Source organism: Streptomyces sp. NPDC059455 (genome assembly GCF_042750115.1).
Lineage (GTDB): Bacteria > Actinomycetota > Actinomycetes > Streptomycetales > Streptomycetaceae > Streptomyces > Streptomyces endocoffeicus.
In genome coordinates this window covers 21978-43808 of the sequence record NZ_JBHYVB010000005.1, presented here as the reverse complement: position 1 = coordinate 43808, position 21831 = coordinate 21978, and the positions used below count along the sequence as shown (strand labels likewise).

The following is a 21831-nucleotide window of genomic DNA, read 5'->3' as shown; positions in this document are numbered from 1 at the left end:
GCGCCCCCACCAGTTCGCCGCCCCCCGATAATCCGCCTGCTCCTGGGCGTTTTGGGCTTCGGGGGGCGGGGGGGGGGCGGCCCCCGGGCCCGCCGCCAGCCGCAGCAGCACACCGGCCCGCCCGTCCTGCTCCAGCTCGCCGATGAGCACCGCGATCCGCCCGCCCAGCGTGATCAGATCCTGGATGAACCGCTCCAGATACTGGATCAGCCGGTCCTTGTAGGCGAGGAACACCTCGACCTCCACACCGTGCAGATCCATGGTGCGCTGCAGCGACCCCATGAACGCCCGCGCGTTCTCCGCCAGCGCCTCGAACCGGCCCGTCAGCGCCGACAGCGCCAGATGCGCCTTCGCCGCGTCCGGCCCGCCCTCCTCCCGCTCAGCCGCGATCACCAGAAGGGCCCGCAGCTGCGTGACGATGTCGTGCAGCGCCACCGCCTGCAGCGCACCGCGCCGCCCCAGCGCCTCGTCGTACACCGACAACGCCTGTTCGGCGGCCTCCCCGGCCTGCGTGAGCTGGTAGATGAACCGCTTGCGGTAGAAGTCCTCGACCGCGGTGACCCGGGAGGTGTCCGGATCCGCCCGCAGATTGCCCCACTCCACGAGGCTGTCCAGCGCCTTCACCACCGCGTCCGGATCGGGCGGCCGGTGCTCCGGCTCCAGCGCGGCGTGCACGTCCTCGGGCCGCAGATGCACCGCGAACCGCTCCTTCGCCGCGAGGAACGCACGCATCACCTGACGGTACAAGGCCGCGTTCGGCACGGTCAGATGGATGAACGGCGCGTGCTCGCTGCCGCGCGGACCGGAAGCTGGAGACGTCATCGTCCCGGCATTCTTCCCGACACGTACACCGGGGCGGAAATCCCCGCCGCGGGGATTGACAGGACGCCCTGCCGGCCGCTTACGCGTCACACCCCGCATGCGCGGAGCGACCGGTCGCTCGCGGACCACACCGACCTCCCATCGGGAGCACGACGACACGACGTACCTCTTCGGCAGCCGGCTCCGCCCCAGAAACATCGCCGGCCACGAAGAAAACCGTACGGCGCACCACTGACAGACCCGGCGGACGCAGTACGACCGCCGCCACGCGCGGGAGGTGAGGGCGCGGTTCGCGCGCGGTCAGATCCTGATAACGGTGGCCCGGCTGCCGCGCAGTGTGGCCAGACGACCACCAGCAAACGTGCCGTCGTGCGTATCGCCTCCTTGGCGTCGGCCGACGACGATGCGTGGCGAAGGCCGATCTGTTGCGGTATGTGTCTTCGCGGCGATCGCCTACCGGATAGGTTCATCCCATGCCCAGCCGCCTCCTCGAACTCCACGTCGAGAACTTCCGAAGCCTGCGCGACGTGACCATCCCGCTCGGTCCGCTGACCGTGCTGGTGAGGCCGAACGGCGTGGGCAAGTCGAACGTGTTGAAGGTTTCGACTTCCTTGCCGACATCATTCGCGGAGGCGTTCCCGAGACGATCAGTCGGCAACCGCTACGGCCATCCAGCGCCACGGCCTCCCCGCGCGCTGACCCCTGTACTCGCCGAGGGTCCTCCACCCGCTCCGCTGGGCCATGGGCGTTCCGGGGGGACGAGTTGCGCCTTTCGTGCGGGTTGTGCTCGCGGCCGATCGGGATGCTCGGGTACCTGTGGAGCAGTAGTCGGCTTATACCGGGGTAGTGAGCGCTGGCAACCGTCCAACACTCCTCGTGCCCGCCCCACCTGAACGATCGATCGCTTCCGAACGTCAGCATGGCCACGATGTCGGAGGTGGGCCGAATGCGTGACGACCGGCCCTCACTGCCAGAGTGGCCATGGCAGCGTTGGCGCCACCACCGATCACAGCGCCGATACCGAACGGTGCCACTCGACCGAGAACGATGATTCCCTGCTTGGTCCCGTACTTGGTGACGAAGTTCGTCCCCAAGATCCGGTTGATCTGACGTAACGTCTCGACAGGCACCTTGGCGACAACCTGACGCCCCCAGTGTTGTCCCGTACGCTCGGCGACCTTGGCAATGGTGGTGGAGCCGGTCCCGCCGAGCATGATTCCCATCACGATCGTTCGGCGGCGCTCGATCTCGTCGATGGCGACTCCGTGGACTTCGGCGATCGAGAGCGCGAAGAGGGCGGTCAGCTCAAGAGACGACAGAGCCTCGCCTGCCGACAGTGCCAGTGCGACTCCCGTACCGACACCGGGCGCGGCTGCGGCTCCTCCGACCGCAGCACCCGTCCCGGCCAAGGCGCTGACGTACATCCGCTCCAGATTGCGGATTACCTGTGCTGGTGTCGCCTCTGGGTTCCGCTGGCGGGCCCGGGCGATGTTCTTGCGCACCAGAGGGCTCTGGATGTCGATGGCCTTGTCCAGGAGGTCGAGGACTCGCTGCCCACGTATGTCTGCTGCCGGAACCGGTCCACCGTGGGCATCTGTTGCCATGCTTTGAACTCCTTAGGTCGTTACGTCCCAACGGAGTTTCCCACTCAGACTGTCGATTCCGGGACGTATTCCCGAGACCACGGTCGGCTGTTCTTCAACGAGCGGGGTGGGATCGTCGCTTCGTGCACCTACTACCGGGTTTGGCGTGATGTGCCAGGCTTGGCGCTCCCGCCCGATCAGGTCGCTTCGCCGCTGGCGGCCCGCCCGTATGGCCTGGCAGCACTCGGGGCTGTCCACCTGGCGCGAGGTGCCCCCGGCGAAGGGCCCGGTGCATGCGGACGAACTGACCCAGTGGTGGGCGGTGAGCTGGTGATCCAGGCGGTCGTCCCGGTGAATCGAGCGAGCGCGTAGCCGATCGGTGCTTCGACCGCTGCATACGGGAGCCGCCCTCGCGGCTCCCTGCCGCGCCCGGCGTTTCTCGACTTCAGGGGCAGGGCGTCTGTCGGGCCCGATCGATGCCGGAGTCGGCTGCGGCACCCTAAGAAGCGAGCTAGCATCTAAGTAAGATTCAATCTACGTAAGATCGAAACTATGTTTGATAGGGGTCGGAGGTACGGCAGGGATGGACTTCAAGGGCAGGCTCGCTGACCTCGATCTCCTGACCAGGCAACTGGGCGTCGTGACCGGGGGCGCGGGAGCCACCCGGGGCCAGGCTGTGATCATGACGGGGCGGCGTCGGGTGGGGAAGTCTCGTCTGGTCCAGGAGTTCTGTGACCGGTCCGGTGTTCCGTACGTGGTCTTCCAGGCGACCCGGGGCCGTAACGCCGTCGCCGAGCGGGCGGACTTCTCCGCGGCGCTCGCGCAGTCCGCGCTGCCCGGGGCGGAACTGGTGGCCGGGCTGCACGCCGCGGACTGGAACCAGGCGCTGCGGTCCCTGGCCGTCGCGGTTCCGGACGATGCCCCGAGCGTCGCGGTGATCGACGAAGTGCCCTGGCTGGTGGAGCAGGACCAGGAATTCGAAGGGGCGCTGCAGACGGTCTGGGACCGCCACCTGTCCGCCAAGCCGGTGCTGCTGATCCTGGTGGGCAGCGACATGTCGGTGATGGAGGCGCTGCAGTCGTACGGCCGTCCGTTCTTCGGCCGGGCCGCGAAGATGACCGTACGGCCGCTGCACCTGGCCGATGTGCAGGCCATGACCTCTCTGGGCGCGGCGGACGCGGTGGACGCGCTCTTGATCACGGGGGGCTTCCCCGAGATTGTCCAGTCGTGGCGACCGGGAATGGGCCGTACGGACTTCCTACGCGAGGCCGTGGCCAACCCTCTGTCGCCGCTACTGGTGGCAGGCGAACTCTCACTCCTGGGCGAGTTCCCCGAAGCCTCGCATTCGCGGGCGGTGCTGGAGGCGGTCGGCAGCGGCGAGCGGACCTTCTCCACCATCGCCGCACAGGCCGGAGGCGCGGGTGCCCTGCCCTCCGGGACCCTGTCGCCATTGCTGCACACCCTGCAGGCCAAGCGCATCTTGGCCACCGACCTCCCGCTTTCCACGAAGCCCGATACCAAGAACAAGCGCTATCGGATCGCCGACCCGTATCTCCGGTTCTGGCTGGCCTTCCTGCGGCGGGGAATCCCGCTCATCGAACGCGGCCGCGGCGATCTGGCCCTGGAGCGCATCGAGCGGTCCTGGACCACGTGGCGAGGACGTGCGGTCGAGCCGGTCATCCGCGAGTCGTTGCTGCGCCTCCTCCCCGATGACAGATGGCCCCAGACGGAAGCGGTCGGCGGCTGGTGGAACCGGCAGAACAACCCCGAGATCGACCTGATCGGCGCCGACCGCGAACCGGTCGCGGGGGCGGTGCACTTCATCGGCTCCATCAAGTGGCTGGAGTCTCATCCGTTCGGCCGCCGCGAGTACGACGCCCTGGCCCGGGACATGCTCGCGGTGCCCGGCGCCGAACCGGACACCCCACTCGTCGCCGTCTCACGCTGCGGCATCGAGGACGACCTGCCGCTCGCGGCGCACTGGGGCCCGGAAGAACTGGTCCGCGCGTGGCAGTAACCGGGGAAAAGGCGGGCGAGCGCTCCAGAGGGCGGACGCCGGGCAACCGGCGGGCAGGCGCCCCAGAGGGCGGATGCCAGGGTCAGCAGACGGCACGAGAGCAGAGGAAGGCCATGGAAGGGTTCAGCGAGTCGACTCTGCGGGCGTTGGCCGGCCCCCGCTCCTACGAGCGCGGGCTCGGCTACCTGGACGCGGTGTCCGGGGTCGAGGTCGGTGACGGCTGGGTCACCGCGAGTGTCCATGGCACGGAGCGGTACGAGGTGGAGCTGACGCTGGACGGGCCAGGTGGGCTGTTCTGCCGACGCATCCACATCTCAGCCTCGGTCATCCGGTCATCCCGCATGATCTCGCCGAGATAGACACGCTGCCGCTCATTCAAGTCCTCCCAGGTGCCGACTGCTGAAGCCGGTGGGCCCTTCCGTTCCCGGTCGGGCAGACTCGGGGGTTCATCAGCCGGCCGCGTACGCATCCAGGCGTCCATGACCATGCGGACCGGCACTTCGTACACGGCGGCGAGCTGCTGCACGAGCCGGCCGGTGTATTCGGTCTTCTTCCAATTCCAGCCGGACACCCGACGGTTCCGCTCCAGGCTGCGGATCTTGTGGGCGTCCACGAAGAGATCCTTCCCGGCGGGAGTGGCGCGCAGCCGGGTTGAGACCTGCTCAGCGGTGAGACCGGATGCATACCGGAGGTCGGCCAGTGTCTCGGTTCCGCTCGGCGTACCCGTGAGCTCGGCGGTGGCGCAGCCCAGCGCATCGGCGAGACGCCGCACATTCCGGGCTTCCGGTACGTACCTGCCCTCCTCCCAGTACATGACCACGCGATACGTGACTCCCACGCGGTCAGCGAGCTCCTGTGGGGTCAGTCCAGCCCGCTCGCGCAGCGTCCGGATCTTCGGGTGCTCAATCGCCAGCAAACGCCTCGGCATACCGGCCAGAGAACCTCAGTGAAGTCTTCATGGCAACTTGTTTTGCGCCGAGCGGCTCATGACCTCAGCATGAGATCCGCCGCGAGCTGAGGCAGCTACAAACTCTCGCGGTGTGTGCACGGAAGGCTGCTCACTGGCGGACCGAAGCGCCCTGACAAGGTGGCGGACTGGCTCAACGCATGGTGCCCGACTGACGCAGTGAGCATCGGATGCCCGCTTGGCGATGACTGGATGGGCGGAGTGACCGACCTCGCCGTCCTCAACGCTCGCGACCGGGCACACAGCATCGTGGAGTACCTCGCCCACGCCGAGGTCGCCGGCAAGGTCGGCAGTCGGCTCGCTGTCTGAACCCTGGACCTCGTCGGCCCTGCAGCAGCAACCGCAGTGGCATTGCTGCTCGAGCTTTCGGCACCCCCTGTGGGCGATGTAGGTCGCGGCATCCCGGCGAGCGCGCCAAGATCAATACGGCATGACCCTCATTGCTCGGGCTGAATTGGCAACGACCCACCAGACCGCTTACGTTTCTGCGTGACGTCAGCCACATCAATGCAGGTCACGGGCAGTGTGCGCGGAAAAGCGGCGCTCCGATGCCCACGACGAGGTGCGGTCAATATGTGTTGGTGGGCGAGACCGCAAAACGCCGCGCCGCGGGTCTTTGACCTGCGGAAATCTGTCAGCGGAAGAGGTTATTCACAGCGTGTGGAGCGATGCCCGTACCGAAAAGGGCAACGGTCAAAAGACCGTGTGCGTTTTGGCGTGAACGCAAAAACTCCCAACCTGTATTTCTGCAGGTCAGGAGCCTTTCCCGGAGTGCCCCCGGCAGGATTCGAACCTGCGCACACGGCTCCGGAGGCCGTTGCTCTATCCCCTGAGCTACGGGGGCTTACGTCTGTCGCTGCTGTCTCGCGGCGACAGGTAGAACACTATCAGCTCGCAGAGGGTGGTCATGAACGTTTATCGGGGGGGGCGGATGTGGGAGTGGAGGGGCGTATACCGCATGTGGAGGGTGGGGCGCAGGGGTCTTGGGGAAAGGTCCCTCGCACGGGGCGGAAGTGGGGAAAACCCGGACGCAGCCGCGGCTGCGCGCCTACTCTTCAGGATGTGCCTGGCTTGTCCGGCCGGGTCCTTGTCGTCGACGACAACAAGGTCATCCGGCAGCTGATCAGGGTCAACCTCGAGCTGGAGGGCTTCGAGGTCGTGACCGCGGCCGATGGTGCCGAGTGCCTGGAGATCGTTCACCAGGTGCGGCCCGATGTGATCACTCTCGATGTCGTGATGCCCAGACTTGATGGGCTGCATACGGCGTCGAGGCTGCGTGCTGATGCTCGAACGTGTCATGTGCCCGTCGCGATCATCAGCGCGTGTACGCAGTACGAGATGGACAGCGGGAAGGCGCTGGGCGTCGATGCCTTCCTCGCGAAACCCTTCGAGCCCGTCGATCTTGTCGAGCTCGTGCGGCGGCTGATGCGGCAGGGGGCGGCCGGTGCGGCCGCGCCTGGTGATGCCGAGCCGGTTGTGGGGCCCACCGGGTAGTGGTGGGCCCCAGGCCCGGGCCTCTGCCTTTTCCTTCCGGTTCGGCCCGGGGGGCTTGGGCTTCGGTTCTGTTCGGGGCTTGGGTTTTTTGTGGGTTCGGTCGGGTCCCGGGTCTCTTTGGGCCCGGGGCCCGTCCTCCTCGTTGTGCGCTCGTCCGAAGGGCGAAACCGGTTCGCTTTCGTACCCCCCTCCTCCCATACGCTTGTGCCGTGACTCCCGCCCAGCTCTCCCGCACTGTGCTGCACACCGTGCGTCGTGCCGTTGAGGACGACGAGCTGTGCGTTGCCGTGCCGGAGCGGGTGAAGGTGCGGACGCCGCCTCGGCCTGGGTGTGGGGATTACGCCACCAATGTCGCCCTGCTGCTGGCCAGGGGGGAGGGGGATGCGCTCGTTATCGCCGAGGTTTTGCGGCGGCGGCTTGTCCTCGCTCCCGGGATCGCCCGCGTTGATGTCGCCGCTCCTGGGTTTCTCAACATCACCCTTGATGCCCATTCGCATGCTCAGCTTGTGCGGGACGTCCTCTCCCAGGGGTCTCGCTACGGGCACGGGGAGGCGCTTGCCGGGGTTTCGGTTCCGCTGGGGTCAGCTGATGAGGTGCGGGCCGCCCTCTTCGCTCATGTGGTGCGAGGGCTCGTCGGCGCTGTTGGGGGAGTCGTTGTTCCTGGGCATGGGCCTGTTGTGCGGCCCGTTCCGGTCTCCGGGGCTGATCTGCTCCGCTCCCTCGGGCCCGACGCCGCCCGCTGGGCGTTGCTTCGGCCCGCCGGGCATGATCTGCCCGATCTCGACCCTGCCCGGCTTCTCTCGCAGCGCGAGGACAACCCCCTCTTCCGGGTTCAGTACGCATACGCCCGCACCCGCGCCCTCGTGCGGAATGCGCGCCAGCTCGGCATCACGCCCGAGCCCGCGTCCGGGGCGTACGACCACCCCGCCGAGATCGGCCTTCTCGGCCTCCTCGCCGATCATCCCCGCATCATCGAGGCCGCCGCCCGGCATCGTGCGCCCGATCAGCTCGCGCGGCATCTTGTCGGCGTCGCCGATGCCTTCTTCCGGTTCCATGACCGGTTCCTTGACCGGTTCCATGACGACTGCCCGGTCCTGCCCTCCGGAGACTCCTCCCACCAGCACAAACCCTCGGCCGTCCACCGTTCCCGGCTGGCCCTTGCCGATGCCACCGGGGCGGTGCTCGCCGGCGGCCTGCATCTGCTCGGCATCAGCGCACCCGAACATCTGTAGACCTTGTGTAAGACCTTGAGAGAGACAGCAGAGACAGCATGAGCCGTTCCGCCCATCCCGCCGGGCCCCGCCACGCCGATGTCCTTCCCGAGGGGCACTACGCCGCGCCGCCCGCCGATCTCAATCAGCTCGATCCGCGCGTGTGGTCCCGTACGGTCGGCCGGAACGCCGATGGCGTCGTGGCCGTCGGCGGGATCGACGTCAAGACGCTCGCGGAGGAGTTCGGGACGCCCGCGTACTTCCTCGACGAGGCCGACTTCCGGGCCCGCTGCCGGGCCTGGCGGGAGGCGTTCCAGGAGCAGGAGGAGGACGCCGACGTGTTTTACGCCGGGAAGGCGTTCCTCTCCCGCGCCGTCGTGCGCTGGCTGAACGAGGAGGGGCTCAACCTCGATGTGTGCTCCGCCGGGGAGCTGGCCACCGCGCTCGCCGCCGGGATGCCCGCCGAGCGGATCGCGCTGCACGGGAACAACAAGTCCACAGCCGAGATCGAGCGGGCGGTCGAGGAGGGCGTCGGGCGGATCGTGCTCGACTCGTTCCAGGAGATCGTGCGGGTCGCGCATATCGCCCAGCGGCTCGGCAGGCGCCAGCGGGTGCAGATCCGGATCACCGTGGGTGTGGAGGCGCATACCCACGAGTTCATCGCGACCGCCCACGAAGACCAGAAGTTCGGCATTCCGCTCGCGGGCGGGCTGGCCGCCGAGGCCGTGCGGCGGGCGCTCAAGCTCGACGGGCTCGAGCTCATCGGGATTCACTCGCACATCGGGTCGCAGATCTTCGACACATCCGGGTTCGAGGTCGCGGCACACCGGGTCGTGGGGCTGCTGAAGGAGATCCGGGACGAGCACGGCGTCGAGCTGCCCGAGATCGACCTCGGCGGCGGCCTCGGCATCGCGTACACCTCGGAGGACGACCCGCGCGAGCCGCACGAGATCGCCAAGGCGCTGCGCGACATCGTGCACCGGGAGTGCGACGCGGCCGGGCTCGCGGTGCCGCGGCTGTCGGTCGAGCCGGGGCGGGCGATCGTCGGGCCGACCGCGTTCACGCTCTACGAGGTGGGCACGGTCAAGGAGCTGCCGGGGCTGCGGACGTACGTCAGCGTCGATGGCGGGATGTCCGACAACATCCGTACCGCGCTCTACGACGCCGAGTACTCGGTGGCGCTGGTCTCCCGCGCCTCCACCGCCGAGCCGATGCTCTCCCGCGTCGTCGGCAAGCACTGCGAATCCGGCGACATCGTCGTACGGGACGCCTTTCTGCCCGCCGATCTGGCGCCCGGCGATCTGATCGCCGTCCCCGCCACCGGCGCGTACTGCCGCTCGATGGCGAGCAACTACAACCACGCGCTCCGGCCGCCCGTCGTCGCCGTACGGGACGGGCAGGCGCGCGAGATCGTCCGGCGTGAGACGGAGGAAGATCTGCTGCGGCTCGATGTCGGCTAGCGAGGATCCGCTGGTGGGGGCCTGCTGGTGGGGGCCTGTTGGTGGGGATCCGCTGGTCGGGACCTGCTGGTATGGGACTGCTGGTGGGGCCCGCCAGCGGCAATCCGCCGGTGGGAATCGGCTAGCGAGAAATAGATCTCGGATACTGGACCCGGGACAGGAAATCCCGTCCAGTGCATGAGACTGGTGCACTAACGCGCTGATGCATTAACGCGATGGATGAGAGACGAGGTCGGATGATGCGTACGCGTCCGCTGAAAGTGGCGCTGCTGGGCTGTGGAGTGGTCGGCTCAGAGGTGGCGCGCATCATGACGACGCAGGCGGACGACCTCGCGGCGCGCATCGGGGCCCCGGTCGAGCTGGCCGGGATCGCCGTGCGCCGTCCCGGCCGGGTCCGGGAGGGGGTGCCGGCGGAGCTGGTGACCACCGATGCCACGGCCCTGGTCAAACGCGGGGACATCGATGTGGTGGTCGAGGTCATCGGCGGGATCGAGCCCGCCCGCACCCTCATCACCACCGCCTTCGACCACGGCGCGAGCGTGGTGTCCGCGAACAAGGCGCTGGTCGCCCAGGACGGCGCGGCGCTGCACGCCGCGGCCGAGCAGCGCGGTGCGGACCTCTACTACGAGGCCGCGGTCGCGGGGGCGATCCCGCTGGTGCGGCCGCTGCGCGAGTCGCTCGCGGGCGACAAGGTCAACCGTGTCCTCGGCATCGTCAACGGCACCACCAACTTCATCCTCGACCGGATGGACTCCAGCGGCGCCGGCTACAGCGAGGCGCTGGACGAGGCCACGGCCCTGGGTTACGCCGAGGCCGACCCGACCGCCGACGTCGAGGGCTTCGACGCCGCCGCGAAGGCCGCGATCCTCGCCGGGATCGCCTTCCACACCCGGGTCACCCTCGACGATGTGCACCGCGAGGGCATCACCGAGGTGACCGCCGCCGACATCGCCTCCGCCAAGCGCATGGGTTGTACGGTCAAGCTGCTCGCGATCTGTGAGCGGGCCGCCGACGGCCAGTCGGTCACCGCGCGGGTGCACCCGGCGATGATTCCGCTGAGCCACCCGCTCGCCTCGGTCCGCGAGGCGTACAACGCGGTCTTCGTGGAGGCCGACGCCGCGGGGCAGCTGATGTTCTACGGGCCGGGTGCGGGCGGTTCGCCGACCGCCTCGGCCGTCCTCGGCGACCTCGTCGCCGCCTCCCGCAACAAGCTGGCGGGCGCCACCGGACCCGGGGAGTCCGCCTACAGCCGGCTCCCGGTGAGCCCGATGGGCGATGTGGTCACTCGCTACCACATCAGCCTGGACGTCGCCGACAAACCGGGAGTTCTGGCGCAGGTCGCCACAGTCTTCGCCGAGCACGGCGTGTCCATCGATACGGTCCGCCAGCAGGGGAAGGACGGCGAGGCGTCCCTCGTCGTCGTGACCCACCGCGCGAGCGACGCCGCGCTGTCGTCGACCGTGGAGGCGCTCCGTCGGCTCGATACCGTCCGCGATGTCGCGAGCATCATGCGGGTCGAGGGCGAGTAGAGGGCGACTGGAGGATGAGTCGTGGGCGAGCAGTGGGCGAGCAGAGGCCGGGTAGCGGCCGCGCTGAGGCCGTACAGAGGGTGAGCGGAGAGTAAGGAAAATCATGAACGCAATCGCCGACGCCGGGCCTCGAATGTCCGGCACCCGCCAGTGGCACGGCTGGCGGGGCATCATCGAGGAGTACCGCGACCGCCTCCCGGTCGGCGGGACCACCCCCGTCGTCACCCTGCGCGAGGGCGGTACGCCGCTTGTCCCCGCGCAGGTGCTCTCCGAGCGCACCGGCTGTGAGGTCCACCTCAAGGTCGAGGGCGCCAACCCCACCGGGTCGTTCAAGGACCGCGGGATGACGATGGCCATCAGCGCGGCCAAGGAGGCCGGCGCCAAGGCCGTCATCTGCGCCTCCACCGGCAACACCTCGGCCTCGGCGGCGGCGTACGCCGTACGGGCCGGGATGGTCTGCGCGGTGCTGGTCCCGCAGGGGAAGATCGCGCTGGGCAAGATGGGCCAGGCCCTCGTCCACGGCGCGAAGATCCTCCAGGTCGACGGCAACTTCGACGACTGTCTGACGCTGGCGCGCGGGCTGTCGGAGAAGTACCCGGTGGCGCTGGTCAATTCGGTCAACCCGGCCCGGATCGAGGGCCAGAAGACCGCCGCCTTCGAGATCGTGGACATGCTCGGGGACGCGCCCGACATCCATGTGCTGCCGGTTGGCAACGCGGGCAACATCACGGCCTACTGGAAGGGCTACACGGAGTACGCGGCGCCGTTCGCCGACAGCGAGCCGTGCGCCTCCCGTACGCCCCGGATGTGGGGCTTCCAGGCGTCCGGCGCGGCGCCGATCGTGCGTGGTGAGCCGGTCAAGGAGCCGAGCACCATCGCCACCGCCATCCGCATCGGCAACCCGGCCTCGTGGACCTTCGCCGAGCAGGCGCGCGACGAGTCCGGCGGCCTCATCGACGAGGTGACCGACCGTCAGATCCTCGCCGCCTACCGGCTGCTCGCCGCCCAGGAGGGCGTTTTCGTCGAGCCCGCCTCCGCGGCGAGCGTGGCGGGTCTGCTGAAGGCGGCCGAGCAGGGGCTGGTCGACCCGGGCCAGCGCATCGTCTGCACGGTGACCGGGAACGGGCTCAAGGACCCGGACTGGGCGGTGGCGGGTGCGCCGCAGCCGGTCGTGGTCCCGGTGGACGCGGACGCCGCGGCCGTACGGCTCGGGCTGGCCTGACACCGCGTGCCGCGGCGCGACCCGGAGCGGGCCGGTCCGGTAAGGCGCGGTGCGCCTTGGGCCGGGCCGCTCCGATACGCCGCGACCCGGCTCTGACCAGGGCCGGGACCTGATGTGGTGGGGGTTTCGGCGGCCGCGCGGACCGGCCCGCCGAGCCTCCGCGCAACCCCCCATCGGTCCCTCGTTCAACCCGTTCCGTAGGCTTCTCTAAAGATCCACTCAAGTGGTGGCAGAGCAGCGCGAGGGCGCGCGGAGCGCTCCAGTAGAGTGGTCGCGGACGATGGCAGGGAGCGCGACACGCATCGTGCGCCTCCCGTGCGCCCTATGTCGCCACAGAACCTTCCTTCGATAGGCTGTACTGAATCCGCCCCGACGCAGAGCGCTCGCCTCTGCGCGGCGTCGCCGTACTTGTCACGGCCCTCGCGGTGTTCCGTACCTCTTCGAGCAATCGCACGTAACCACAAGGAGAGTCATCGAGCGATGGCCGGTCCAGCGTTCCGCGCCGCCGCCGTCCGAGTGCGCGTCCCCGCCTCGAGCGCCAATCTCGGTCCTGGCTTCGACGCCCTCGGCCTGGCCCTGGGCCTCTACGACGACGTGGTGGTCCGGGTGGCCGACTCCGGTCTCCACGTCGACATCGCCGGTGAAGGCGCGGAGTCGCTCCCGCGCGACGAGAACCATCTGCTCGTACGCTCCCTGCGCACCGCCTTCGACCTGCTGGGCGGGCAGCCCCGCGGCCTCGAGCTGGTCTGCGCCAACCGCATTCCGCACGGCCGGGGCCTGGGCTCCTCCTCCGCCGCCATCTGCGCCGGGATCGTCGCCGCGCGCGCGGTGACCATAGGCGGCGCCGAGCGGCTCGACGACGCGGCGATGCTGGAGCTGGCCACCGAGATCGAGGGCCACCCCGACAATGTCGCCGCCTGTCTGCTCGGCGGCTTCACCTTGGCCTGGACGGAAGCGGGGTCCGCCCGTGCGATCAGGATGGACCCCGCGGATTCCATCGTTCCGGTGGTCTTCGTCCCTGGCCGGCCGGTGCTCACCGAGACCGCCCGCGGCCTGCTGCCGCGCACCGTCCCGCATGTGGACGCCGCGGTCAACGCGGGCCGGGCCGCACTGCTCGTCGAGGCCCTGACCAGGCGTCCCGAGCTGCTGCTGGCCGCGACCGAGGACCGACTGCACCAGGAATACCGTGCTCCGGCGATGCCCGAGAGCGTGAGCCTGGTGAACCGACTGCGGGCGGACGGCGTCCCCGCGGTCATCTCCGGCGCGGGCCCCACGGTGCTCGCGCTGGTCGAGGACGGTGCGGCCGACAAGGTCGCACGACTGGCGGGCGAGGGGTGGGCGGCCAACCGGCTGGCTCTCGACGCCGGGGGGGCGAGCGTCCTGCCGCTCACCTGACACCGCGCTCCGGGGTGTCCCCGGAGCCGGGAAAACTCGATAGCCGGTCTTGGAGAGGGGGAATGTTTGTTGGATCCGGTAGTGTTAACCTCAAGTCTGCACTCGATGCCTCTTGGATGTACTCGGAGGCGAGGTGCGCAGTGTCCCTATCAGGGACCACCCTTCTTCCGGGAGCCTCCCCCACTGCCTGAGCAGCCTGCCTGAGCAGTATCGAGCACGCTCCGGAATCGGCGTGGCGGATTCTCGTGAATCCTCCGCTGCGTCGGAACCATGAACTGATTCCTCCGCCGTACCCGGCGGACCACCGCCCCGGCCCGGTCCGTAACCGAAGGACCACAGCCGGACAGCACAACCGGTCGCCGAGCCAGACAGGCCGACGCCCGCTCCAGGGAAGGACCCTTCGTGAGCGACACCACCGATCTGATGGGCGTGAACGCCTCCGGCACCTCCGACAGCGGTGTCGGCAACAACGCGCCCGCCACGGACGCTTCCGCGCCCGCCAACGGTGCTGCCACTGGCGCTGCCCCGCGGCGACGCCGCTCGGGCACCGGCCTCGACGCCATGGTCCTGGCCGAGCTTCAGCAGCTCGCCTCGAGCCTTGGCATCAAGGGCACCGCGCGGATGCGCAAAGGCCAGCTGATCGAGGTCATCAAGGAGAAGCAGGCCGCGGGCTCCGGCTCCGCCCAGGGCTCCGAGAGCACTCCGTCCGACGCGGAGGGAGTGACCAAGCCGAAGCGCCGCACCACCTCCCGGGCCCGTACGGGCGACGACGCCGAGGAGAAGACCGGCGCCAAGTCCTCGAAGTCCGCCGGGAAGGCGGAGAAGGCCGACAAGGCCGACACTGAGGAGAAGGTCGCCGCGCAAGCGCAGATCGAGATCCCCGGCCAGCCCGGTGAGCCCGCCGGCGATGAGCAGCCGGCCGGTGAGCGCCGCCGCCGCCGGGCCACCGCGCCCGCCGCCACCCCCGACTCCGGGGGCACGGCCACCGCTGTCGAGACCAAGACGGAGGCGCGCAGCGACGTCTCCGCGAAGACCGAGGCCAGGACCGAGCCCAAGGGCGACGGGAAGGCCGAGGCCGCCGCCGACACCGCCGAGGGCAAGGGTGCCAGGGGCGGTGACCGCCAGGAGCGCGGTCAGAAGGGCGACCGCCGGGACCGCCAGGACCGCCAGCGCGACCGTGGAGACCGCGGAGACCGTGGAGACCGTGGAGACCGCGGTGACCGCCGCGGCAAGGGCGAGGACGGCCAGCAGGGCGGCGGCCGTCAGCAGCGCGACGGGCGCGGCCAGAGCCAGCAGCGCGCCGACGAGGCCGACGACGACTTCGACGGCGGGCGCCGCGGGCGCCGCGGCCGCTACCGCGACCGGCGTGGCCGCCGTGGCCGTGACGACTTCGGCAATGAGCCGCAGGTGTCCGATGACGATGTGCTGATCCCCGTCGCGGGCATCCTCGACATCCTCGACAACTACGCGTTCATCCGGACCTCCGGCTACCTCCCGGGCCCGAACGACGTGTATGTCTCGCTCGCCCAGGTGCGCAAGAACGGTCTGCGCAAGGGCGACCACGTCACCGGCGCGGTCCGTCAGCCGCGCGAGGGCGAGCGCCGCGAGAAGTTCAACGCGCTGGTGCGGCTGGACTCGGTGAACGGCATGGCGCCCGAAACCGGGCGCGGGCGGCCGGAGTTCGGCAAGCTGACGCCGCTTTACCCGCAGGACCGGCTGCGTCTGGAGACCGAGGCCGGCGGGCTGACGACCCGGATCATCGACCTGGTCGCGCCGATCGGCAAGGGCCAGCGCGGTCTGATCGTGGCCCCGCCGAAGACCGGTAAGACCATGATCATGCAGGCGATCGCCAACGCGATCACCCGCAACAGCCCCGAGTGCCATCTGATGGTCGTCCTCGTCGACGAGCGGCCGGAAGAGGTCACCGACATGCAGCGGTCGGTCAAGGGCGAGGTCATCTCCTCGACCTTCGACCGCCCGGCCGAGGACCACACCACCGTCGCGGAGCTGGCGATCGAGCGGGCCAAGCGCCTGGTCGAGCTGGGCCATGACGTGGTCGTCCTGCTGGACTCGATCACCCGCCTGGGCCGTGCGTACAACCTGGCGGCGCCCGCCTCCGGCCGCATCCTGTCCGGTGGTGTCGACTCGACCGCGCTCTACCCGCCGAAGAAGTTCTTCGGCGCCGCGCGCAACATCGAGGACGGCGGCTCGCTGACCATCCTGGCCACCGCGCTGGTCGAGACCGGCTCGCGGATGGACGAGGTGATCTTCGAGGAGTTCAAGGGCACCGGCAACATGGAGCTCAAGCTCGACCGGAAGCTCGCCGACAAGCGCATCTTCCCGGCGGTGGACGTCGATCCGTCCAGCACCCGTAAGGAAGAGATCCTGCTGGCGCCGGAGGAGCTGAACATCGTCTGGAAGCTGCGCCGGGTGCTGCACGCGCTCGACTCCCAGCAGGCGATCGAGCTGCTGCTGGACAAGATGAAGCAGACGAAGTCGAACGCCGAGTTCCTGATGCAGATCGCCAAGACCACGCCCACCCCGGGCAACAACGGCGACTGACCGGACACCCGCCGGAACGCTCGGTAGCCGAGGCCCCCCGCATCGCGGGGGGCCTCGTTTGCGTTCCATGAGAGGTGAGCCACATCTTCCGGCCAGGCCACGGACCGGTTCTGATCATGTTATCGCCCGCGAAAGTGCAGGTCAGAGCGGTAAGACGGACGAAGGGGACGAACGGTACGCCCGGCGGCCCGGGCGAAAACCGGCCATCGCAGATATGCAACCCTGGCGCACGGCCTTCCATCTGTCAGGTCGGAATACGGGGCCGGAACACAGGCTGACTCCACCGCGAAACGCGACGCCACGCCTGACCGTGACGGCAGGGGGTACTCGGGCACCACAAAGAGGACTGAGGAGCACATGGCCGAGGACAGCAACAACGCACCGGGGAGCGCGGGCCGCCACCGTGCCCGCGGCACGACGGCCGGGCGCCGTCGCAAGGGGCCCAGCACGCGCCGTAGGGCCGTGCTCTACACGGTGTGGACGCTGGCCGCCGTGCTGGTGCTCGGCGGTGCCGGACTCGGCTACCTCTACTACAAGCTGAACGGGAACCTCACCGGCGTCGACGTCAACGCCGCCCTCGGCACCGACCGCCCCGAGAACGTCGACAACGGCTCGATGGACATCCTCGTGCTCGGCTCCGACTCCCGGGCCGGCAAGAACGCCAAGTACGGCACGGACGAGGGCAGCTCGCGCTCCGACACGGCGATGATCGTCCACGTCTACAAGGGCCACAAGAAGGCCAGCGTCATCAGCATCCCGCGCGACACCCTCATAGAGCGGCCGTCCTGCACCACCAAGGGCGGGCAGCAGACGCCCGCCGTGCGGGCGGCCATGTTCAACAGCGCCTACGAGGCCGGCGGCCCGGCCTGCACCATCAAGACCGTCGAGTCCATGACGGGCATACGCATGGACCACTTCCTCGAGGTCGACTTCTCCGGCTTCAAGCAGCTGATAGACGACCTCGGCGGCGTCAACATCACCACCACCGCCCCGATCCACGACCCCAAGAGCCACCTCGACCTGGAGGCCGGCCCGCACACCCTGGACGGGGAGCAGTCGCTGGGCCTGGTGCGCACCCGGCACGGCGTGGGCGACGGCAGCGACCTCGGCCGGATCAAGCTCCAGCAGGCGTTCGTCAAGGCGCTGCTGGACCAGGTCAAGCACGTGGACCTGTTCGGCAACCCGAAGAAGCTCTACGACCTCGCGGACACCTCCACCAAGGCCCTCACCACCGACTCCGAGCTGGCCTCGGTGAGCAAGCTGAAGGGCTTCGCCGAGTCCCTGAAGGGCATCGGCTCGGGCAACATGAAGATGACCACGCTGCCCGTCGAGTACGACCCGCAGAACCCGGCCCGGGTGCTGCCCATGGAGCGCAAGGCCAAGCTGATATGGACCGCGCTCCGCGATGACCAGCCCGTTCCCGCCTCCGCCACCAAGGGCTCCGCGGGCGATGCCACCAGCGCGGGCAAGGTCGTCAAATAGGGCCGTCCAAGGTCAAACGGGGCTGTCCGAGGGCGTTCCGACAGCCTCCCGGGCGGGCCGGGAATATCCGGGCCCGCCCCCCGGTTTTGGGGGATGCGGCCAGTACTGGCAAACTGGATCGTCGGTCCCGGTTCACGACAGGCAACCCGCCCATCGACCCGGTGCCCTCCCGAACCTAGGAGATTCCCTTGAAGCGCGAGATCCACCCGGAGTACGTCGAGACGCAGGTCAGCTGCACCTGTGGCGCGTCCTTCACCACCCGTAGCACCGTGAGCGGCGGCACCATCCGCGCCGACATCTGCTCCGAGTGCCACCCGTTCTACACGGGCAAGCAGAAGATCCTCGACACCGGTGGCCGTGTGGCGCGGTTCGAGGCCCGCTTCGGCAAGAACGCCGGGTCCGCCAAGAAGTAGCGACCCGCACGGCGCCCGTCTTGGGGGGGCCCCATTAAGGGGGGGCCCGGCCCGCCGGTTTTTGTGAACCGGCCGCCCGCCCCATTAGCACACACCCCCCCCCCCCCACCCACAGCCCCCCCCCCCACACACCCACGCCCCCCCCCCGGCCCCCGCCTCCCCCCACCCAGCCCGCCCCCCCCCCCCGGACCGGCGTTTTGTCGTCACCGGTCCTCCGGCACTTTCCGCAACGCCACCACGCAGACCACTCAGGGAGCCCTCCGATGTTCGAGGCGGTCGAGGAACTCATCGGCGAACATGCCGACCTCGAGAAGCGGCTCGCCGACCCCGCGGTCCACGCCGACCAGCGGGAGGCGCGGCGGCTCAACAAGCGCTATGCCGAGCTGACCCCGGTGGTCACGGTCTATCGCGCCTGGAAGCAGGTCGGGGACGACATCGGGACCGCCCGCGAGCTGGCCCAGGACGACCCCGACTTCGTGGCCGAGGTCAAGGAGCTGGAGCAGAGCCGCGAGCAGCTCACCGACCGGCTGCGGCTGCTGCTCGTCCCCCGCGACCCGAGCGACGACAAGGACGTCATCCTGGAGGTCAAGGCCGGGGAGGGCGGCGAGGAGTCCGCGCTGTTCGCCGGCGACCTGCTGCGGATGTATCTGCGGTACGCCGAACGGATCGGCTGGAAGGCCGAGATCATCGACTCCAACGGATCCGACCTCGGCGGCTACAAGGACGTCCAGGTGGCGATCAAGACCAGGGGCACCATCGAGCCCGGCCAGGGCGTCTGGGCCCGGCTGAAGTACGAGGGCGGGGTGCACCGGGTGCAGCGGGTGCCCGCCACCGAGTCCCAGGGCCGTATCCACACCTCCGCGGCCGGTGTGCTGGTCACGCCCGAGGCCGAGGAGGTCGAGGTCGAGATCGGCCCCAACGATCTGCGGATCGACGTCTACCGCTCCTCCGGACCCGGCGGCCAGTCGGTCAACACCACCGACTCCGCGGTGCGCATCACCCACCTGCCCACCGGCATCGTCGTCTCCTGCCAGAACGAGAAGAGCCAGCTCCAGAACAAGGAGCAGGCGCTGCGCATCCTGCGCTCGCGGCTGCTGGCCGCGGCCCAGGAGGAGGCCGAGCGGGAGGCGTCGGACGCGCGGCGCAGCCAGGTCCGCACCGTCGACCGGTCCGAGCGCATCCGTACGTACAACTTCCCGGAAAACCGGATCTCGGACCATCGTGTCGGTTTCAAGGCGTACAACTTGGACCAGGTGCTCGACGGTGAACTCGATCCGGTCATCCAGGCGTGCGTCGACGCCGACGCGGCCGCCAAACTGGCGGCCGCGGGCTGAGCCCTGAGCCACCCACTGATCAACGCTTTGTGCCCTTGTCCGGACCGGCTGGAGGAATTCAGTGAACGTGCTGCTCGCCGAGGTGGCGCAGGCCACTCAGCGGCTGGCCGACGCGGGCGTGCCCTCACCGCGCTTCGACGCGGAGGAGCTCGCCGCCTTTGTGCACAGCGTCAAGCGGGGAGAGCTGCACGGCGTGCCCGACGCCGACTTCGACGCCCGCTACTGGGAGGCGGTCGCCCGCCGGGAGGCTCGCGAGCCCCTTCAGCACATCACCGGCCGCGCCTTCTTCCGCTATCTCGAGCTCCAGGTCGGACCGGGGGTCTTCGTGCCCCGGCCGGAGACCGAGTCGGTGGTCGGCTGGGCGATAGACGCGGTGCGCGCCATGGACGTCGTCGAACCGCTCATCGTCGATCTGTGCTCCGGCTCCGGGGCCATCGCGCTCGCGCTCGCCCAGGAGGTGCCGCGCTCCCGGGTGCACGCCGTGGAGCTGGACGAGGGCGCCCTGCGCTGGGCTCGCAAGAACGTCGAGGGGTCCCGCGTCGTTCTCCATCACGCGGACGCGTTGGCGGCCCTGCCCGAGCTCGACGGGCAGGTGGACCTCGTCATCAGCAACCCGCCGTACATCCCGCTGACCGAGTGGGAGTACGTGGCGCCGGAGGCCCGCGATCACGACCCCCAACTCGCGCTCTTCTCCGGTGAGGACGGCCTCGATGTCATCCGTGGCCTGGAGCGCACCGCCCACCGGCTGCTGCGCCCCGGGGGCGTGGTGGTCATCGAGCACGCAGACACCCAGGGCGGCCAGGTGCCGTGGATCTTCACGGAGGAGCGTGGCTGGGCGGACGCCGCCGACCACCCCGACCTGAACAACCGGCCCCGGTTCGCCACCGCGCGGAAGGCCATGCCGTGACGGCGGCACCGCACCACACATTGGCCACGTACGAGGAGGTCCGTTAATGGCACGGCGATACGACTGCGGGGACGCGACAGACCGCAAGACCGGCCTGCGCGAGGCCGCCTCCGCCGTCCGCCGCGGCGAACTGGTCGTGCTGCCCACCGACACCGTCTACGGGATCGGCGCGGACGCCTTCAACGCCGAGGCGGTAGGGGATCTGCTCGAGGCCAAGGGGCGCGGCCGCAACATGCCCACACCGGTGCTGGTCGGCTCGCCGAACACCCTGCACGGACTGGTCACCGACTTCTCCGAGATGGCCTGGGAGCTGGTGGACGCCTTCTGGCCCGGCGCGCTCACCCTCGTCGCCCGCCATCAGCCGTCGCTCACCTGGGACCTGGGGGAGACCCGGGGCACGGTGGCGGTCCGGATGCCGCTGCACCCGGTGGCCATCGAGCTGCTGACGGACTTCGGCCCGATGGCGGTCTCCAGCGCCAATCTGACCGGACACCCCTCCCCGCAGGACTGCGACGCCGCCCAGGACATGCTGGGGGACTCGGTCTCGGTGTACCTCGACGGCGGGCCGACCCCGGCCGCCGTGCCCTCCTCGATCGTCGATGTGACCGGCAAGGTGCCGGTGCTGCTCCGGGCGGGCGCGCTCACCGCCGAGCAGCTCCGGGAGGTCGTACCCGACCTCGAGGTGGCCAATTGACAGCCCCTGAGGGGCGTGGCATAGCGGAACACCGTGAGAAGAACGCCGAGGCCACCTTCCGCATCCTCCACGTCAGCACCGGCAATGTGTGCCGCTCGCCGATCACCGAGCGGCTGACCCGGCATGCGCTCGACCACCGCCTCGGAAGTGTCCGCACCCGCGGTCTGATCGTGGAGTCCGCCGGCACCTGGGGCCATGAGGGCGCGCCCATGGAGGCGCACGCCGCGACGGTCCTGACCGACTTCGGGGCCGACCCGGCGGGCTTCCTCGGCCGTGAGCTGCTGGACGAGCACGTCATCCGCGCCGACCTGGTGCTGACCGCCACCCGTGACCACCGGGCGCAGGTGATCTCGATGGGGCACTCGGCGGGGCTGCGCACCTTCACGCTCAAGGAGTTCACCCGGCTGGTGCGGGCCATAGACCCCGCGACGCTGCCCGACCCGGCGGAGGCGGGCGGCGTGGTGGAGCGCGCCCGCGCCCTGGTGCAGGCGGCGGCCGCGCTGCGCGGCTGGCTGCTGGCGCCCAACGAGGACGCGGACGAGGTGCACGATCCGTACGGGGCGCCGATCACCTTCTTCCGCTCCATCGGGGACGAGATCAACCAGGCCCTGGACCCGGTCGTCACGGCGCTGACGGGGGTTCCCGCCCCCGCGTAGGCCCCTCGGGGACCCGGGGGCGCGCCGTAAAGGGGCCTTCACGGGCCGTACGGCGCGCCGTACGGCGTCGCGAGGCCTACATT

General features: G+C 69.6%; 15 protein-coding genes, 1 tRNA gene and 4 pseudogenes (1 of these 20 cut by a window edge). 16 read left to right on the top strand and 4 right to left on the bottom strand.

Going from position 1 to position 21831, the window contains the following annotated elements:
- Positions 1 to 822: the 5' portion of a TIGR02677 family protein gene (locus ACFXB5_RS03090; protein ID WP_385201815.1), read on the bottom strand. It extends 120 nt beyond the left edge of the window; 822 of the gene's 942 nt are visible here — the first part of the coding sequence; the start codon lies at positions 820 to 822; its stop codon lies beyond the left edge, outside the window.
- 473 nt (positions 823 to 1295) lie between these two features.
- Here ACFXB5_RS03090 and ACFXB5_RS03085 point away from each other — a divergent pair.
- Positions 1296 to 1450 (top strand): annotated as a pseudogene (locus ACFXB5_RS03085) (AAA family ATPase); the annotation flags it as partial.
- Positions 1451 to 1736: 286 nt separating this feature from the next.
- Here the strand turns inward: ACFXB5_RS03085 and ACFXB5_RS03080 are convergent.
- Entirely contained in the window at positions 1737 to 2426 is a 690-nt protein-coding gene (locus ACFXB5_RS03080) for a hypothetical protein (protein WP_385201813.1), read from the bottom strand.
- Between the two features lie 562 nt (positions 2427 to 2988).
- Here ACFXB5_RS03080 and ACFXB5_RS03075 point away from each other — a divergent pair.
- Together ACFXB5_RS03075 and ACFXB5_RS03070 are read left to right on the top strand one after the other, a co-directional pair.
- On the top strand, positions 2989 to 4422 hold the full coding sequence (locus ACFXB5_RS03075) for an ATP-binding protein (RefSeq protein WP_385201811.1): 1434 nt from the start codon (positions 2989 to 2991) through the stop codon (positions 4420 to 4422).
- 113 nt (positions 4423 to 4535) lie between these two features.
- A pseudogene (locus ACFXB5_RS03070) lies at positions 4536 to 4715 on the top strand (SWIM zinc finger domain-containing protein); the annotation flags it as partial.
- 446 nt (positions 4716 to 5161) lie between these two features.
- On the opposite strand, the pseudogene ACFXB5_RS03065 reads toward ACFXB5_RS03070, so the two are convergent.
- Positions 5162 to 5350, bottom strand: a pseudogene (locus ACFXB5_RS03065) (helix-turn-helix transcriptional regulator); the annotation flags it as partial.
- A gap of 811 nt (positions 5351 to 6161) precedes the next feature.
- Positions 6162 to 6233 (bottom strand) — tRNA-Arg (locus tag ACFXB5_RS03060).
- Between the two features lie 169 nt (positions 6234 to 6402).
- Between ACFXB5_RS03060 and ACFXB5_RS03055 the strand changes: the two are divergent.
- From ACFXB5_RS03055 to ACFXB5_RS02995, 13 genes and pseudogenes are all read left to right on the top strand, one after another.
- Positions 6403 to 6883 (top strand): annotated as a pseudogene (locus ACFXB5_RS03055) (response regulator).
- A gap of 209 nt (positions 6884 to 7092) precedes the next feature.
- A complete protein-coding gene (gene nrtL / locus ACFXB5_RS03050; protein WP_385201809.1) occupies positions 7093 to 8115 on the top strand; it encodes an ArgS-related anticodon-binding protein NrtL in 1023 nt (340 codons plus the stop codon).
- Between the two features lie 38 nt (positions 8116 to 8153).
- Entirely contained in the window at positions 8154 to 9554 is a 1401-nt protein-coding gene (gene lysA / locus ACFXB5_RS03045; RefSeq protein ID WP_385201807.1) for a diaminopimelate decarboxylase, read from the top strand.
- A 236-nt stretch (positions 9555 to 9790) separates the two neighbouring features.
- Positions 9791 to 11083, top strand: a complete 1293-nt coding sequence (locus ACFXB5_RS03040) for a homoserine dehydrogenase (protein WP_201851301.1) — start codon at positions 9791 to 9793, stop codon at positions 11081 to 11083.
- A 103-nt stretch (positions 11084 to 11186) separates the two neighbouring features.
- Positions 11187 to 12305: a threonine synthase gene (gene thrC, locus ACFXB5_RS03035; RefSeq protein ID WP_385201805.1), complete on the top strand. Its 1119-nt coding sequence runs from the start codon at positions 11187 to 11189 to the stop codon at positions 12303 to 12305.
- Positions 12306 to 12785: 480 nt separating this feature from the next.
- Positions 12786 to 13700: a homoserine kinase gene (gene thrB, locus ACFXB5_RS03030; protein ID WP_385201803.1), complete on the top strand. Its 915-nt coding sequence runs from the start codon at positions 12786 to 12788 to the stop codon at positions 13698 to 13700.
- A 402-nt stretch (positions 13701 to 14102) separates the two neighbouring features.
- On the top strand, positions 14103 to 16262 hold the full coding sequence (rho, locus tag ACFXB5_RS03025) for a transcription termination factor Rho (protein WP_385201802.1): 2160 nt from the start codon (positions 14103 to 14105) through the stop codon (positions 16260 to 16262).
- Between the two features lie 357 nt (positions 16263 to 16619).
- The gene (locus ACFXB5_RS03020) at positions 16620 to 17744 is read left to right on the top strand and encodes an LCP family protein (protein WP_385201800.1); all 1125 of its coding nucleotides are present in this window, start codon (positions 16620 to 16622) and stop codon (positions 17742 to 17744) included.
- A 188-nt stretch (positions 17745 to 17932) separates the two neighbouring features.
- The gene (gene rpmE / locus ACFXB5_RS03015) at positions 17933 to 18157 is read left to right on the top strand and encodes a 50S ribosomal protein L31 (RefSeq protein WP_201851294.1); all 225 of its coding nucleotides are present in this window, start codon (positions 17933 to 17935) and stop codon (positions 18155 to 18157) included.
- A 263-nt stretch (positions 18158 to 18420) separates the two neighbouring features.
- Positions 18421 to 19491 (top strand): peptide chain release factor 1, encoded by a 1071-nt coding sequence (gene prfA / locus ACFXB5_RS03010; RefSeq protein WP_385201799.1) that lies wholly within the window; start codon positions 18421 to 18423, stop codon positions 19489 to 19491.
- Positions 19492 to 19552: 61 nt separating this feature from the next.
- Complete coding sequence (gene prmC, locus ACFXB5_RS03005) at positions 19553 to 20398, top strand: peptide chain release factor N(5)-glutamine methyltransferase (RefSeq protein WP_201851290.1); 846 nt, start codon at positions 19553 to 19555, stop codon at positions 20396 to 20398.
- A gap of 46 nt (positions 20399 to 20444) precedes the next feature.
- A complete protein-coding gene (locus tag ACFXB5_RS03000; protein ID WP_014054918.1) occupies positions 20445 to 21092 on the top strand; it encodes an L-threonylcarbamoyladenylate synthase in 648 nt (215 codons plus the stop codon).
- On the top strand, positions 21089 to 21748 hold the full coding sequence (locus ACFXB5_RS02995; RefSeq protein ID WP_201851288.1) for a protein-tyrosine-phosphatase: 660 nt from the start codon (positions 21089 to 21091) through the stop codon (positions 21746 to 21748). Before ACFXB5_RS03000 ends, ACFXB5_RS02995 begins: the two co-directional genes overlap by 4 nt.
- Positions 21749 to 21831 lie beyond the last annotated feature (83 nt).